Below are 13327 nucleotides of genomic sequence, written 5' to 3'. Positions count from 1 at the left end.
GGCGGGCCCTCCGCGGGGGCGCCGGACAACCGGCGGCCCGCGGTCGCGGGCTCGGCCTTCGGCCGGTTAGCCCCTTCTCCCCGTTTTACGGGGAGAAGGTCCCGGCAGGGGGATGAGGGGCAGCGCCCACATTTCCAGACACAAGGCGCCCGCCTCACCCACGATTCTCTTCCGCCAGCTTCGTCAGTATCGCCATCGCCTCCTCCGCCCGGTCGGCCGGGACGAACAGATGGTCGTGGTAGAAAGCCGAAACCGGATTGACGCCCATGCCGGCGGCGGCAAGACGCGTGGTGATGGCGGCGAGAAAGCCTACCGCCTCCAGCGACGAATGGATGTTCAGCGTCACCATGCGGCAGCGAAACACGATCTCCAGGCCAGCGGCCTTGGCTTTCTCCTCTAGCGCGATCAGCGTCGTGCCCTCGCGCTCGCGAAACAGCATCACTGGCTCAAAGGCGTCTGGTACGGGCGCATCGGGCGGCAATGTGGCGAAGACGTGGATGCCGGGACGCAATTCCGGCGTCATCGTTGCCAGCAGTTTCTTCAGATCGGTCTCGCCGGCCATCGATTGCTCCCGAATGTCTTGCGGATTTTCGATAACGTGCTCGGGCCCAGGCCGGCAAGACGACATCGCCATGTCGCTGGCGGCTGGGCTTATGCGTGTATTGCGTCAAACAATGGAACCGATCAGGATCATTGCCGGTCCGTGAAAGGGGTTTCGATGATCGTTCGCCCGCGCCCGGGATTCTTGCATCTGTTCTTCATCATGCGCGGCTCGGTGGTGCCGCGCATCCTGCCGCAGATCTTCGGCTTCGGCGTCTATGGCGCGCTGGTGGTGCTGGCGGTCAGAGCGCTGAAGCTCGACCTCGGCAATGCCGGCCCCGCGCCGTTCGCCTTGCTCGGTGTGGCGCTGTCGATCTATCTCGGTTTCCGCAACAATGCCGCCTATGACCGCTGGTGGGAAGCGCGCAAGCTGTGGGGTCAGCTTGTCTTCGACATTCGCAATCTGGCGCGCGCCAGCACCGGGCTGATCGAAAACCGGGCGGAACTGCGCGGCCTGCTGATGGAGGCGATGGCCTTCTGCCACTTCCTGCGCGGCCTGCTTCGGCGGGTGGACGCAACGTCGGACGCACGCGCGTTCATCGGCGACGAAGCCGAAAGTGCCGCCAAGGCGGCCAACGCGCCCGACGCCATGGTGCGGCGGATGGGCGAGCGAGCCGCCGCACTATACAGGGCCGGGGCGATCGACGTCATGGGCTACCGCATCCTCGACGAGCGCCTGGCTGAAATCGCCGCAGCGCAGGCCGGCTGCGAGCGCATTATGGGAACACCGCTTCCGTTTGCCTACACGCTGCTCCTGCAGCGCACCGCCTATATCTTCTGCCTGCTGCTGCCGTTTGGGCTCGCCTCGACTGCCGGGTGGGCGACGCCGCTGTTCACGGCGCTGATCGCCTACACCTTCTTCGGCCTCGACGCGCTTTCGGAGGAACTCGAGGACCCGTTCGGCACCGAGGCCAACGATCTCGCCCTCGACGGCCTGTGCCGCGTCTGTGAAATCTCGGTGTTCGAGGCGCTCGGCGAGGCGCCGCCAAAAATGATCCCCGCCGAAAAATACTATTTTTCCTAGGGTTTGTTCCCACGCGTATGGCAGCGCCGTGTGCTCAAAAGATCGTAGGCGTGTCGGATCGCCGCCTCACGCCGCGTCCTTGGTTCGACCCTCGCCAAGAGGGCTCGAAACAACCGGAGGACCAATGACCATGTCTCAAACAGCATCCGTCACGCCGGGCGCGCTGTGGACCGGCCGAGGGCTCAGCGCCCTCATCGTGCTGTTCATGATCTTCGACGGCGTCATCAAGCTGCCGCCGCTCGATGTCGTCACCCAGACCATGGTGCAGCTCGGCTGGCCAGCCGATCCCAATGTCTCGCGCATGCTCGGCATCATCGGACTGGTCTCGACCGCGCTCTATGCGGTGCCACGCACCTCGGTGCTTGGCGCCATCCTGCTCACCGCCTACCTCGGTGGCGCCATCGCGACGCATATACGTATCGGCAGCCCGCTGTTTTCGCACACACTGTTCGGCGTCTATCTCGGCTTCATCTTGTGGGGTGGCCTTTTCCTGCGCAACCCCAGGATGCGATCGCTGATCCAGTTCAACCGATAGGCACGAAGGAGAAGAAGATGCTCACCGCTATTGTCATTCTACTTGTCCTGATCGCCGCCTTGCTCATCTATGCCGCAACAAAGCCGGACAATTTCACCGTCAGCCGCTCCGCCAGCATCAAGGCGCCGCCCGAAACGATCTTTCCGCTGATCGACGATTTCAGGCGCTGGACGGTATGGTCGCCCTACAAAAAGCTCGACCCGGACATGAAGCGCACGCTCTCCGGCGCCGAAAGCGGCAAGGGCGCCACCTATGCCTGGGAAGGCAACAGCAAGGCCGGCATCGGCCGGATGGAAATCACCAATTCGATGCCGTCTTCCCTGGTGGCGAAAGCTCGATTTCGAAAAGCCATTCAAGGCCAACAACACCGTCGACTTCACGCTGAAGCCGACCGGCAACGAAACCGCCGTCACCTGGGCGATGCACGGGCGCTACCCCTTCATCGCCAGGCTGATCGGCGTCTTCATCAACATGGACAAGATGGTCGGCAAGGATTTCGAAACCGGCCTCGCCAATCTCAAGCGGGCCACCGAACAGCAAGGTGCCCTGCAAGCCGAAAACGGCTGAAAGCGGTCCTGCTACCCCAGCGCATGTGCCTGAAAACACAGCGTCTTTGCGCGCCCAGATGGACGCGCAAGGCTTAAGGGCGGATCAAATCACGTTCTCGTGCGTTATCGCTGCACGGCGGGTGGAGGCGTTTTCCCGTTTGGGAGGAGCGATGATGAAGAAAACGATAGTTCTGGCGGTGCTGGCGATGGCGCTTGGTGCCTGCTCGCAAACGGAGAAGGGCGCGGCTGTAGGCGGCTTGGGCGGTGCCGCCGTGGGCGCCGCCGTGGCAAATGATCCGGTGGAAGGCGCGGTCGTTGGTGGTGCTGTCGGCGCCGTCGCCGGTGCGCTGATCGGCCGGGCCAACGAACCGGACCGCTGCCGCTACCGGGATCGCTATGGCCGCGTATACATCGCCCGTTGCCCGCAGGGCTATTGAACAGGCGCGGCCTCCCTCACGGGCATGCCCTGAAAAGACAACGGCGGGCAATGGCCCGCCGTCTTCATGACCGATAAAGGTCGACTATTCGGCGGTCGCGGCTTCCGCCTCGGCCGGCGCGGCGGCCGCGGCGGCAACAGCGGCGGCTGCATCGTCCTGCGCCTTCTTCAGAAGTGCGGCGCGTTCCTGCGCCTTCTTGCCGGGCTCGGCCTTCTTCGGGTTGGAGCGGGTCTCACGCTTGGCGATGCCGGCTTCATCGAGGAAGCGCAGCACGCGGTCGGTCGGCTGGGCGCCGTGCGAAAGCCAATGCTTGACGCGGTCGGCGTCGACCTTGACCCGCTCGCCGTCCTTGGGCAGCAGTGGGTTCCACGAGCCGAGCGACTCGATGAAACGGCCGTCGCGCGGCGAACGGGCGTCGGCGACGACGACGTGGTAATAGGGACGCTTCTTCGAGCCCGCACGGGACAGTCGGATTTTCAGTGGCATTTTCTTTCTCCTAAAATTCTGATTTTCGTTGATCGGGGTTATGACTGTTGTCTTTATGCATGTCGTTGTCCCAAAACCGCTGCGCACTTTTGCGCGACATGCACTGGTCCTCAGCCGGTTTTCGTTACGCCGTTGGATGCGGCGATATGCTCGTGATGCCGGATCACTTCACGGACGACGAAGTTCAGGAATTTCTCCGCGAAATCCGGGTCGAGATGGGCGTCCTTCGCCAGTTGGCGAAGGCGGGCGATCTGCTGCTGCTCGCGTGCCGGATCGGCCGGTGGCAGGCCATGCGACGCCTTCAGTTCGCCGACCGCCTTGGTGCAGCGGAAACGCTCGGCCAGCATGTGGATGAGCGCTGCGTCGATGTTGTCGATCGAGGCGCGGTAGTCGACCAGCGCCGCACGTGCGTCGGCCATGTCCTTTTCTTCGTTCATCGCGCCCTCATTTCTTCTTGCCGGGGCCGTTCTTGCCAAGCATTGGCAGACCGCCGCCAGATCCCGGCAAACCAGGAAGCTTCATGCCGCCGGGCAGCCCAGGCAGGCCGCCACCCCCGGGAAGACTACCGGGCAGGCCCTTCATGCCGCCGAGACCGGCTGCCTGCGCCTGCTTCTGCAAGGCTTCGAGCTGCTTGGGGTCCATCTTGGACAGGTCCGGCATGCCGCCGCCCATCATGCCGCCCGGGCCACCCATGCCTCCCATACCGCCTGGCATCATGCCGCCGAGGCCCATCTTCTGGGCCAGGCCGCCCATCATGCCGCGCATCAGGCCACCGCCTTTGCCCTTGCCGCCCATCGCCTTCATCATGTCGGCCATGCCGCGATGCATCTTCAGGAGCTTGTTGATCTCGGCCGCATCGGTGCCGGAGCCGGCGGCGATGCGCTTCTTGCGCGAGTGCTTCAGAATATCGGGGTTGGCGCGCTCGGCCTTGGTCATCGACGAGATGATGGCGAGCTGGCGGCCGAACATCTTGTCGTCGAGACCGGCGGCAGCCATCTGGTCCTTCATCTTGCCCATGCCCGGCATCATGCCCATGATGCCGCCCATGCCGCCCATCTTCGACATCTGCTGAAGCTGGCCGGCAAGGTCGTTCATGTCGAACTTGCCCGACTGCATCTTCTTGGCCATCGCCGCCGCCTGCTCGGCGTCGATGTTTTCGGCAGCCTTTTCGACCAGGCTGATGATGTCGCCCATGCCGAGGATGCGGTCGGCGATGCGCTTGGGATGGAATTCCTCCAGCCCGTCCATTTTCTCGCCGGTGCCGATCAGCTTGATCGGCTTGCCGGTGACGGCGCGCATGGAAAGTGCTGCACCACCACGGCCGTCGCCGTCCATGCGGGTCAGCACCAGGCCGGTGATGCCGACGCGCTCATCGAAGCTTTTCGCCAGATTGACGGCGTCCTGGCCGGTCAGCGAATCGGCGACCAAAAGGATTTCGTGCGGCGACGACACCTTCTTGATGTCGGCCATCTCGACCATCAGCGGCTCGTCGATATGGGTGCGGCCGGCGGTGTCGAGGATGACGACGTCATGGCCGCCGAGCTTTGCCGCCTGCACGGCGCGGCGGGCAATGTCGACCGGCGTCTGGCCCTCGACGATCGGCAGCGTGGCGACCTTGACCTGCTCGCCGAGCTGACGGAGCTGCTCCTGCGCGGCGGGACGCCGCGTGTCGAGCGAGGCCATCAGGACCTTCTTGTTCTGACGCTCGGTGAGGCGCTTGGCGATCTTGGCCGATGTCGTCGTCTTGCCGGAGCCCTGCAGGCCGACCATCATGATGACGACCGGAGCCGGCGCATTGAGGTCGATGGCGACGCCCTCGGCGCCCAGCATCTCGACTAGCTCGTCATGGACGATCTTGACGACCATCTGGCCGGGCTTGATCGACTTCAGCACGGCGGCGCCGACGGCTTTGTCGCGCACCTTGTCGGTGAAGGAACGCACCACTTCCAGCGCCACGTCGGCCTCGAGCAGCGCACGGCGCACCTCGCGCAGCGCCGCCGCGACATCGGCCTCGGACAGGGCACCGCGGCCGGTAAGGCCGTTCAGGATGGAGCCAAGGCGCTCCTGAAGGGATTCAAACATCTGTCTTCCTTCAATCTCGGTTCGGGTTCGATCCGAGAGGTAATGCGTTCGCGCCCAGTATCCAACTCAAAGCCAGCCCAAACAAAGCCAGCCCGGGCAAAAGCCCAAAGCCAAAAAGCACCCGGGGGCGCACAGCGCTGCCGGATGTTGGCCTCCAGGATCGATTTACAGCACGTCACCTCAAAGAGGCTTCGGCGTCCCGGTCGGCTTGCTCGGAGGGATACTCGTCGCGGAATTCGCAGCGTGTAGACAGGAAATCGGCCGCGGAGTCAAGGTGCGGGGCCGAATACGCTGAACCGGGCCGGTTCGGTTTATGGCAGCACCACCAGCGTGATGCGCATCAGCTTGGGCCGCCGGGGTGCGAAATATCCGGCCCGACCTTCAGCGGCGAGCGCGGATGCAGCAGCAGCAGAACAGTCAACAGGGTGCAGACGATGCCGATCGCCGCGATGAGGACGGCATCAAGCGTCGTCCAGCCGGGGCCTTCGAGCGGCTTGGCGTTGAACAGGGCGAAGGAATTGTAGCTCTGCTGGTGCGAAATCAGCAGGAAGCCGGTCAGATTGTTGCCGAGATGGGCGCCGAAGGCCGCGCCGAGGTTGCCCGTGGCATAGACCACAAGCGTCAGGAGCAGCGCAAAAGCAGCGATCGAGGCGAGCACGCAGGCGTTGATGGCGGCCGTCGAGCTTGGGCTCCAATGCATCGAAGTGAACAGAAGCGCTGGCAGCAATGCCCAGATGAAGGGGTTTTGAAACCGGTTGGCCAGGCCCCTGAGAAGATAGCCGCGAAACAGCAACTCTTCGGACGAGGTCTGCAGCAGGGCCAGCGCAGCGATCGGGATCAGGAACAGCAGCCAGGACGACAGGCCGATCGCACCGCGCGCTATGTCGGGCTGCAAGAGATAGAGCAGGATTTCGGAGAGCAGCGATGTGATCAGCACCGCGGCCAATCCCCTAAGAAATCCCGAGCGCGAAACGCGGTGGCTGGTGCCGATCAGCGCCATCAGCGGTTCGCGATGGACCCAGCGCATGGCAGCCCACAGGCCGAGCCAGATTCCGGCGAACGAGGCGAGCGCGGCGAGGATCCCGGCGGGCGAGGCCATGAAATTCTGCACCGCCCCTCCTTCCATCGGGGTGCCAGACGATGCCTGCCAGATAACAAAAAGATAGGCGCCGCCGAACAGCACGGCGATGGTTGTCGCGACCCAGAACAGGACGACGATCGCCGTTCCGAGCAGGAGCCGCGGCAGGTTCGTCTTGGCGTTGGGAGAGCGCCGATAATGCTCGAAGGCGGCAGGGTCTGATATCACGCGGGTTCCTTGCCTGATGCATCGGGTCGCATGATCTAGAGCATCGGACCCAAAAGTGGAACCGGTTTTGGGAAAATCCGATGCTCGAACAAAAGGCTGGAGCGGCGGGCACGCCGCTCCAGCACGAAGCTCAGGTTAACGATATCGGACAGAGGCGGCCGCCGCTGGCTCTTGCCGGGCGGCCGCCTGATTGCTTGCTGATGTCAGCGCTCGACGTACATGATGCGTCGGGTGCCGGGATCGACCAGTGCCGGCTGACCGTTCACATAGACATAGCGGTAGTCATAGTCCGGAATCTCGCGCAACTCGACGGTATCCGGCAAGGTCGCGCCGGTAACCACCTCGCCCTCGAGATAGACCGGGTCGACCCGGTTGGTCTCGATGTAGGTGCGGATTTCGGCCGGCGGCCGTCTGATCGGCTCGATCGGCTCGCCAGCGACGATCGCTCCGGTATAGGTGTCGGGATCGTCGACGTCGGCGGGCGCTTCGACGATGGTAATGTCTGCGTCCGCCGGGCGCCGGGTCAGGACGACCTCGTTGCCGCCGAAATCGGCCGTCACATAGTCGGAATAGATCCAGCCCTGGCCATTGGCCTCGGCTATGGTGCACCATTTGCTGTTTTGGATGCAGCCATCAAGCGTTGCCGACTGGCCGGCGGCGAGCACGCCGATGACCGGGTATTGCGGGCCTGGGCCGGCGCGAATGTTGAGATCGGCGACAGCCGAGACGGCGGTATCGGCCAAGGCTGTGCCCGACATGGCGACAAGCGCTCCGGCGACAGCAGGAAACAGTATGCGCTTCATGGTTTCGCTCCGTGTTGATGGTCCCTCGCGAACGAAAACGAAACAAGGCCTCATGCGTTCCGGCTAAAACGCCTCGGCCGGCTCACGTTTTGTTCCGGTTTCTTTCACTACACCAGTCAGGAGTTCATGGACGAAGGCCAGCTTCTGTGCCGTCAGCTCCGAGATGACGAAGGGATAGAGGTCCGGCAGGCCCATGCAGCGGTTGATCGAGTTCGACGCTTCCGACAGCACCAGCCAGCGGGCCAGGATCTTTTCGAACGGTTCGGGAACGGCGGCAGGTTCCGACGGCGCCGGTTGCAGCTCGCCGCCGGTGTCGTCCCGCGACAGGTCATTGGCCTCCACGGTTTCCAGCCGGCCGAGCGGGAAATTCAGCGCATGCACCATCTCCAGCGTATCGGTGATGTGCAGATGGTGTGCCCATGTCTCGGCCCAGTCCTCCCAGGGATGGGACGTGGCATAGGCGGAAATGTGGTCCTGCTGCCAATCGGGCGGCGCGCCATTGGCATGGTAGGCCTTCAGCGCCTGCTCATAATCGGTGCGCTCGTCGCCGAACAATGCACGGAAGGCGGCAAGCCGTTGCGGGTCGTCGCGGATCAGGCGGTCCCAGAAATAGTGGCCGAGCTCGTGGCGGAAATGGCCGAGCAAAGTGCGGTAGTTCTCGCCCATCTCGACGCGCCGTCTTTCGCGCTCGGCCGAGTCCGCCTCGGCGACATTGAGTGTGATCAGGCCGTTGTCATGGCCGGTCAGGATACGCTCGCCACCCGGACCGCCGATCGGATCGGCGAGGAAGTCGAAGGCGAGGCCGGCCTCGTCGCCGGCGTTCTGCTTGGGTGCGACCGGCAGTCCGGCGGCGAGCAGCGAATAGATTGCCCGCTTCTTTGCCGCTTCGACGCGGATCCAGCGACGGCGGTTGCCCTCGACCGAAAGGTCCGGGATCAACTGGTTCAGCACGCAGGCGCGGCAGAAGGCATGGTCAGGTTCAGCCATCCAGTTGCAGGCGCACTCGTCGGCATTGGTGCATTGGAAAACGCCGCCGGCGTCGGACAACACGAAGCGCGCATGCCCGGGATCGTAGAGCACGGAGCTGGCGCAGTTCAGGCACTGGGCGTTCTCGAAATAGAGGCGGTAGCCGCAATGCGGGCAATCGAAGAGCTTCATACCAATCTCAAATCACCAGGTCTCAAATCATCAGCCCGGATATAGTGCGGAGCGGCATATCGCCCAAACGCCTGTCGGCGGCCGGCGTTCCTGCCGTTGCTATTTTGCCGCAAGCTGGGCGGCGACCGTTCTCGCCACCGCCTCGCCCGATAGCCTGGCGCCGCCGCAGGTCTGGATCAGCGGACCGGCCAGATGCTCGCCGGCGAAGAAGATTTTTTCCGCCACCGGCTGCATCAGCGTGGCGCGCGCCTGCGAACGACCAGGTCGGGTCGCCGCATAGGCGCCGCGCACGAACCGCTCGCCGCCCCAATTGGTCATCATGGCGCGCCCGACATGTTTTCGCACGTCGCCGCCGAAGATGGCGCACAGCCGGTCGACGACGAAGTCGACGCCTGCCGCCTCGCCCGCCGCCGACATCTCCCAGGCGAAATCGCCGCCGACGAAGCCGACCATCAGATCGAGGTCGAAGGGAAAGCAAAGGAAGTAGATGTCGTGCCTGGCCAGCCGCTCGATCAGCAGGTCGTCGAAGGGCGCCAGCCCGAGCCTTGTGCCTGTGATTTCAACCGGCAGCTTGCTCAGCATGCCCATCGGCAGGTCGAAGAAGGCAGCGAAATGCGTGTCGGGCAGCGCCGGCGCGAATTCGATCTCCTCGAAGGCGAGCACCGCCGGCGAGGCGGTGACGATGGCCGCCTTGGCGCGGATGGTGCCGCGATCGGTGACGCAGGCGACGCCAGGCACGTCCCAGAGGATTTTCCGCACCGGCGTCGACAGCTCGACCGGCACGTCGGCGCCGAAACGGGCGACCAGCGCGCCGAACCCCTCCTTGGTGAAGTAGTTCGGATCGAGATCGGCGGCGGCCTGAAAGTCGCGGATCGATATCTCGTCCTCGTCGGCGCCAAAGTCCATCGGCCCGGCAAAGGTGGCGGCGGCGCGCGGCGCATGGCCCCTGGCGAGCAGGGCCGAAAGACGGTCGTCGTCACCAGGCTTGACCTCATGTGCCGCCAGCAACTCGAACAGCCTAGTATCAGCCGCTTTCATCGCGGCCTCTTCGTCCTCGCTCGCCTTTCGGTTGCGATAATAGAGATGATCGACATTCATGTCGTGATGATGAAGCGTCCAGCGGGCGGCTTGCGCCTCGGGAAAGTAGGGATTGCGATCGGCCGCGTGCAGCCAGGCGCAGCCAATGTCGAAAGGGGTGCCGAAATGCTGATCGCTGGTCCAGGCGCGGCCGCCGATACGGTTCATCGCTTCGACCAGCTTGAAGGAAAGGCCAGCTGCACGCAGGGTCTTGGCAGCGGAAAGTCCCGCCGAGCCGGCGCCGATGACCACGACGTCAACGTCTTCCATGAATATTCTAGCCCCCCGCCACAATAATTACTTGATCGTAAGCAAGTTGTCCGGCATTCGCCAGCCCTGCGGCGGCGATGCGTAAACGAGTTCTTAGCGCATCGGCTCGAAAATCGGTTCCGATTTTCGGAAAGCACGATGCGCAGATTGTAAAGTGTTGGAACGTACTGCGTCCAAGTGGGCGCACGTCGCTCCATCAGTGACAACCGGGCGTTTCGCTGGCAAATTCGTATTTGGGACAAGATCCAGGCAACCAGGAGAGAAACATGGCATTTTTTGCCAAGGGAAAGATTTTCGCGGCGGCAGCATTGATGATGCTTGCGGCGGCAACAGCGGCACAGGCCGCCCAGTGCGGCAATACTGGCGCGGGCTTCGAAGCGTGGAAGGCTGAGTTCGCCTCGGAGGCTAGTGCCAACGGTGTAGGCTCGAAGGGTCTGGCCGCTCTGGCTAACGCGACCTACGCAAAAAGGACGATCGCCGCCGACCGCGCTATCCACAAGGCTTTCAGCGGCTCGGTGGAAGCTTTCATGAAGCGCCGTGGCGCGTCCACCATCATTTCCAAGGGCCGTTCGCTGAAGAGGTCGAACGCGGCGCTGTTCGACAAGATCGAGGGAACCTACGGCGTGTCGCCGGGTGTGTTGCTCGCCATCTGGGGCATGGAGACCGGCTTCGGTTCCTCCATGGGCAACCAGAATACCGTCTCTGCCATTTTAACGCTTGCCTATGATTGCCGCCGCCCGGAGTTCTTTTATCCGCATGCCATTGCAGCCCTGAAGCTGGTTGATCGCGGAGCGTTGAGCGCGTCGTCGGTCGGTGCCGCGCATGGCGAGATTGGCCACACGCAGTTCCTGCCCGGAAATGTTTTGAAGTATGGAGTCGGCAACAAAAATCTGCGCGACAAGAGCACTGCGTTGGCTTCCACCGCCAACTTCCTCAAGGGTCATGGTTGGCGGGCCGGCGGGAGCGCGCAGGCGAATATGGGCGCAATTGCTGGCTGGAATTCCGCGAGCGTCTATCAACAGGCCATCGCCCGCATGGCCACGGCGATCGATGGCGACTGATGGAAATCTCTATTCGACGGAAAACCCGGCCATGCGCCGGGCCTTTTTGTTGATGCTCTAATGCATGTCGCCCAAAAGTGCGCAGCGGTTTTGGGATAGCGACATGCATAAAAACAAGAACTTAAAGCGCGTCGCGTGAATCCTTTCAGACGCAACGCGCTTTAGGGTTACGACTGCCGCCGCTCGGCCCCGCCTCGGGAACGAAGGCGCGAAGCAGAGAAGCTAATTCGGCGAGCCGAGCGCCTTGTCCATCGCTTCCCTGACCTCGGCAGGCCACGTGTTCACAGCTGGCCACGCGTCCGGCTCGGGCTTGTCGCCCCGGCGGGCGAAATAGAGCTTGTGGTTGGCCGGGTCGACCGCCATGAAGCCGTCATTGCCACCGCAATTGTGCGGCACGCAGCCGCTGGCATAGAAGGCGCCCGAGGCGGTTTTCTCGGTGCCGCCGCCGACCAGCAGGCTGGTCGCCATCTCGGGCATCTCCTTGCCGAGCAGCGTCTCGGCCAGCCTGTAGACGGCCTCGTTGTGGAAAGCGGCGACGATGTTGTCGTATTTCGACGGATCGACGTCTTTCCAGTCAGTGCCGGGCTCCGGCATATAGGTGAGATTGCCGGAAGTCGTCAGCCCGTCCGTCGGCGACCATTGCAGCGCCGGCTTGGAAACGCCCGGCAGCAGATAGGGCACGAAATAGATGGCGCTGTCGGAGATCGCAGCCGGCGGTGCGCCGCATTCATCCTGCTCGACCGTGATGCTCTGGATGGTGCCGCCTTCTGGCTTCCACACGATCACCGTGGCCGGGCCGCACTGGTTGCCGCCATCGCCGACATCGACCAGCGCGACGTTGACCCCGCCGACCTTGACGATCCTGTCGAAGGACACCTCGTAATTGCTGGCCAGCTGCTTGCCGTCATAGGCCAGCACCTTCTCGCCATACTCTTCCTGCTGGGTGATGGTCAGCTGCCCACTCTCGAACGGGACCGGTGCTTGGCTGTCATCGTCGGCTAGGGCCGCATTGCTCGACGCGCCCAGGTCGGCGGCCCGGCCGGACGCATCGTCAGCCGGCACGAGCACCGTGTCGGTCTGTGCATGCGCGCCAGCCACCGGCATCAGAATCCACGCCAGCGCGCAGGCGCCGGCAAGAAGCGAACGTGTCATGACTGTCCCTCCGTTCAGCCGCCACGAACTCGGCCTGTCGCGGCCGGGGTCATCGTACCGCTTAGGCCCAGGGACGCTCAGCGGCGTTCTTCTTCTCGAACGAGGCGATAGCGTCGGCCTTCTCCATGGTCAGGCCGATATCGTCGAGCCCGTTGAGCAGGCAGTGCCTCTTGAAGTCGTCGAGGTCGAACTTGACCACCCCGCCGTCGGGGCCGCGGATTTCCTTGGCTTCGAGGTCGACCGACACCGTTGCGTTGGAGCCGCGCGAAGCGTCGTCCATCAGCTTCTCCAGATCCTCGGGGCTGACGGTGATCGGCAGGATGCCGTTCTTGAAGCAGTTGTTGTAGAAAATGTCGGCGAACGAGGTCGAGATGACACAGCGGATGCCGAAATCGAGCAGCGCCCACGGCGCGTGCTCCCGGCTCGATCCGCAGCCGAAATTGTCGCCGGCGACCAGAATCTGCGCCTTGCGATAGGCCGGCTTGTTGAGCACGAAGTCGGGGTTTTCCGAGCCGTCGTCCTTGTAGCGCATTTCGGCGAACAGTCCGCTGCCGAGCCCGGTGCGCTTGATCGTCTTGAGATAATCCTTGGGGATGATCATGTCGGTATCGACATTGACGATCGGCATCGGCGCGGCAACGCCGGTGAGCTTGGTGAATTTTTCCATGGTCTTTGCCCGTCTTCTTTTCGCTGCGGGGATGTGTTGGCGCCCGGTTTACACAAAGCTGCGGGCAAATAAAAGGCGGCTGTTTTCGGCTGGCCCTGGTCCTGGAGCACAGACCGCTTCA

Annotated in this window: 14 protein-coding genes and 1 pseudogene; 5 read left to right on the top strand and 10 right to left on the bottom strand. The window is 63.4% G+C overall.

Going from position 1 to position 13327, the window contains the following annotated elements; translation table 11 throughout:
• Positions 1 to 154 precede the first annotated feature (154 nt).
• The gene (locus tag BQ8482_RS17390) at positions 155 to 562 is read right to left on the bottom strand and encodes an ACT domain-containing protein (RefSeq protein ID WP_123148758.1); all 408 of its coding nucleotides are present in this window, start codon (positions 560 to 562) and stop codon (positions 155 to 157) included.
• Between the two features lie 156 nt (positions 563 to 718).
• Between BQ8482_RS17390 and BQ8482_RS17385 the strand changes: the two genes are divergently transcribed.
• From BQ8482_RS17385 to BQ8482_RS17370, 4 genes and pseudogenes are all read left to right on the top strand, one after another.
• The gene (locus BQ8482_RS17385; RefSeq protein ID WP_123148757.1) at positions 719 to 1624 is read left to right on the top strand and encodes a bestrophin family protein; all 906 of its coding nucleotides are present in this window, start codon (positions 719 to 721) and stop codon (positions 1622 to 1624) included.
• A gap of 124 nt (positions 1625 to 1748) precedes the next feature.
• Complete coding sequence (locus BQ8482_RS17380; RefSeq protein ID WP_123148756.1) at positions 1749 to 2159, top strand: DoxX family protein; 411 nt, start codon at positions 1749 to 1751, stop codon at positions 2157 to 2159.
• 17 nt (positions 2160 to 2176) lie between these two features.
• Positions 2177 to 2726 (top strand): annotated as a pseudogene (locus tag BQ8482_RS17375) (SRPBCC family protein).
• 154 nt (positions 2727 to 2880) lie between these two features.
• Entirely contained in the window at positions 2881 to 3144 is a 264-nt protein-coding gene (locus tag BQ8482_RS17370) for a glycine zipper domain-containing protein (protein WP_123148936.1), read from the top strand.
• A gap of 84 nt (positions 3145 to 3228) precedes the next feature.
• Here the strand turns inward: BQ8482_RS17370 and rpsP are convergent, their stop codons facing one another.
• The 7 genes from rpsP to BQ8482_RS17335 all read right to left on the bottom strand — a co-directional run bounded on the left by rpsP (position 3229) and on the right by BQ8482_RS17335 (position 10326).
• Positions 3229 to 3630 carry a 30S ribosomal protein S16 gene (gene rpsP, locus BQ8482_RS17365; RefSeq protein ID WP_123148755.1) on the bottom strand — a complete coding sequence of 134 codons (402 nt, stop codon included), beginning with the start codon at positions 3628 to 3630 and terminating at the stop codon, positions 3229 to 3231.
• A 110-nt stretch (positions 3631 to 3740) separates the two neighbouring features.
• Positions 3741 to 4067 carry a chorismate mutase gene (locus BQ8482_RS17360; RefSeq protein WP_095495656.1) on the bottom strand — a complete coding sequence of 109 codons (327 nt, stop codon included), beginning with the start codon at positions 4065 to 4067 and terminating at the stop codon, positions 3741 to 3743.
• Positions 4068 to 4074: 7 nt separating this feature from the next.
• The gene (ffh, locus tag BQ8482_RS17355; RefSeq protein ID WP_123148754.1) at positions 4075 to 5712 is read right to left on the bottom strand and encodes a signal recognition particle protein; all 1638 of its coding nucleotides are present in this window, start codon (positions 5710 to 5712) and stop codon (positions 4075 to 4077) included.
• A 340-nt stretch (positions 5713 to 6052) separates the two neighbouring features.
• Complete coding sequence (locus tag BQ8482_RS17350) at positions 6053 to 7018, bottom strand: CPBP family intramembrane glutamic endopeptidase (protein ID WP_123148753.1); 966 nt, start codon at positions 7016 to 7018, stop codon at positions 6053 to 6055.
• Between the two features lie 203 nt (positions 7019 to 7221).
• Positions 7222 to 7821, bottom strand: a complete 600-nt coding sequence (locus BQ8482_RS17345; RefSeq protein ID WP_123148752.1) for a DUF1236 domain-containing protein — start codon at positions 7819 to 7821, stop codon at positions 7222 to 7224.
• A gap of 63 nt (positions 7822 to 7884) precedes the next feature.
• The gene (locus tag BQ8482_RS17340) at positions 7885 to 8979 is read right to left on the bottom strand and encodes a zinc-binding metallopeptidase family protein (protein ID WP_123148751.1); all 1095 of its coding nucleotides are present in this window, start codon (positions 8977 to 8979) and stop codon (positions 7885 to 7887) included.
• Between the two features lie 99 nt (positions 8980 to 9078).
• Positions 9079 to 10326, bottom strand: a complete 1248-nt coding sequence (locus BQ8482_RS17335) for a flavin monoamine oxidase family protein (RefSeq protein ID WP_123148750.1) — start codon at positions 10324 to 10326, stop codon at positions 9079 to 9081.
• 266 nt (positions 10327 to 10592) lie between these two features.
• Here BQ8482_RS17335 and BQ8482_RS17330 point away from each other — a divergent pair, with 266 nt between their 5' ends.
• Positions 10593 to 11387: a lytic murein transglycosylase gene (locus BQ8482_RS17330; protein WP_123148749.1), complete on the top strand. Its 795-nt coding sequence runs from the start codon at positions 10593 to 10595 to the stop codon at positions 11385 to 11387.
• Between the two features lie 222 nt (positions 11388 to 11609).
• Here the strand turns inward: BQ8482_RS17330 and BQ8482_RS17325 are convergent, their stop codons facing one another.
• Together BQ8482_RS17325 and leuD are read right to left on the bottom strand one after the other, a co-directional pair.
• A complete protein-coding gene (locus tag BQ8482_RS17325; protein WP_123148748.1) occupies positions 11610 to 12539 on the bottom strand; it encodes a hypothetical protein in 930 nt (309 codons plus the stop codon).
• Positions 12540 to 12600: 61 nt separating this feature from the next.
• A complete protein-coding gene (leuD, locus tag BQ8482_RS17320; RefSeq protein ID WP_123148747.1) occupies positions 12601 to 13206 on the bottom strand; it encodes a 3-isopropylmalate dehydratase small subunit in 606 nt (201 codons plus the stop codon).
• Positions 13207 to 13327: the final 121 nt, after the last annotated feature.

Origin of the sequence: Mesorhizobium delmotii (genome assembly GCF_900149755.1) — a bacterium.
Lineage (GTDB): Bacteria > Pseudomonadota > Alphaproteobacteria > Rhizobiales > Rhizobiaceae > Mesorhizobium > Mesorhizobium delmotii.
The sequence above is the reverse complement of the archived record's forward strand: the minus strand, read 5'-3'. Positions and strand labels throughout refer to the sequence as shown.

What these genes read in the sequence shown, in the direction of transcription:
- BQ8482_RS17370 (WP_123148936.1), top strand. Translation starts at nt 2,881, where the DNA reads ATGAAGAAAACGATAGTTCTGGCGGTGCTGGCGATGGCGCTTGGTGCC.
- BQ8482_RS17390 (WP_123148758.1), bottom strand. Translation starts at nt 562, where the DNA reads ATGGCCGGCGAGACCGATCTGAAGAAACTGCTGGCAACGATGACGCCG.
- rpsP (WP_123148755.1), bottom strand. Translation starts at nt 3,630, where the DNA reads ATGCCACTGAAAATCCGACTGTCCCGTGCGGGCTCGAAGAAGCGTCCC.
- BQ8482_RS17385 (WP_123148757.1), top strand. Translation starts at nt 719, where the DNA reads ATGATCGTTCGCCCGCGCCCGGGATTCTTGCATCTGTTCTTCATCATG.
- BQ8482_RS17340 (WP_123148751.1), bottom strand. Translation starts at nt 8,979, where the DNA reads ATGAAGCTCTTCGATTGCCCGCATTGCGGCTACCGCCTCTATTTCGAG.
- BQ8482_RS17325 (WP_123148748.1), bottom strand. Translation starts at nt 12,539, where the DNA reads ATGACACGTTCGCTTCTTGCCGGCGCCTGCGCGCTGGCGTGGATTCTG.
- BQ8482_RS17330 (WP_123148749.1), top strand. Translation starts at nt 10,593, where the DNA reads ATGGCATTTTTTGCCAAGGGAAAGATTTTCGCGGCGGCAGCATTGATG.
- BQ8482_RS17335 (WP_123148750.1), bottom strand. Translation starts at nt 10,326, where the DNA reads ATGGAAGACGTTGACGTCGTGGTCATCGGCGCCGGCTCGGCGGGACTT.
- BQ8482_RS17360 (WP_095495656.1), bottom strand. Translation starts at nt 4,067, where the DNA reads ATGAACGAAGAAAAGGACATGGCCGACGCACGTGCGGCGCTGGTCGAC.
- BQ8482_RS17380 (WP_123148756.1), top strand. Translation starts at nt 1,749, where the DNA reads ATGACCATGTCTCAAACAGCATCCGTCACGCCGGGCGCGCTGTGGACC.
- leuD (WP_123148747.1), bottom strand. Translation starts at nt 13,206, where the DNA reads ATGGAAAAATTCACCAAGCTCACCGGCGTTGCCGCGCCGATGCCGATC.
- ffh (WP_123148754.1), bottom strand. Translation starts at nt 5,712, where the DNA reads ATGTTTGAATCCCTTCAGGAGCGCCTTGGCTCCATCCTGAACGGCCTT.
- BQ8482_RS17345 (WP_123148752.1), bottom strand. Translation starts at nt 7,821, where the DNA reads ATGAAGCGCATACTGTTTCCTGCTGTCGCCGGAGCGCTTGTCGCCATG.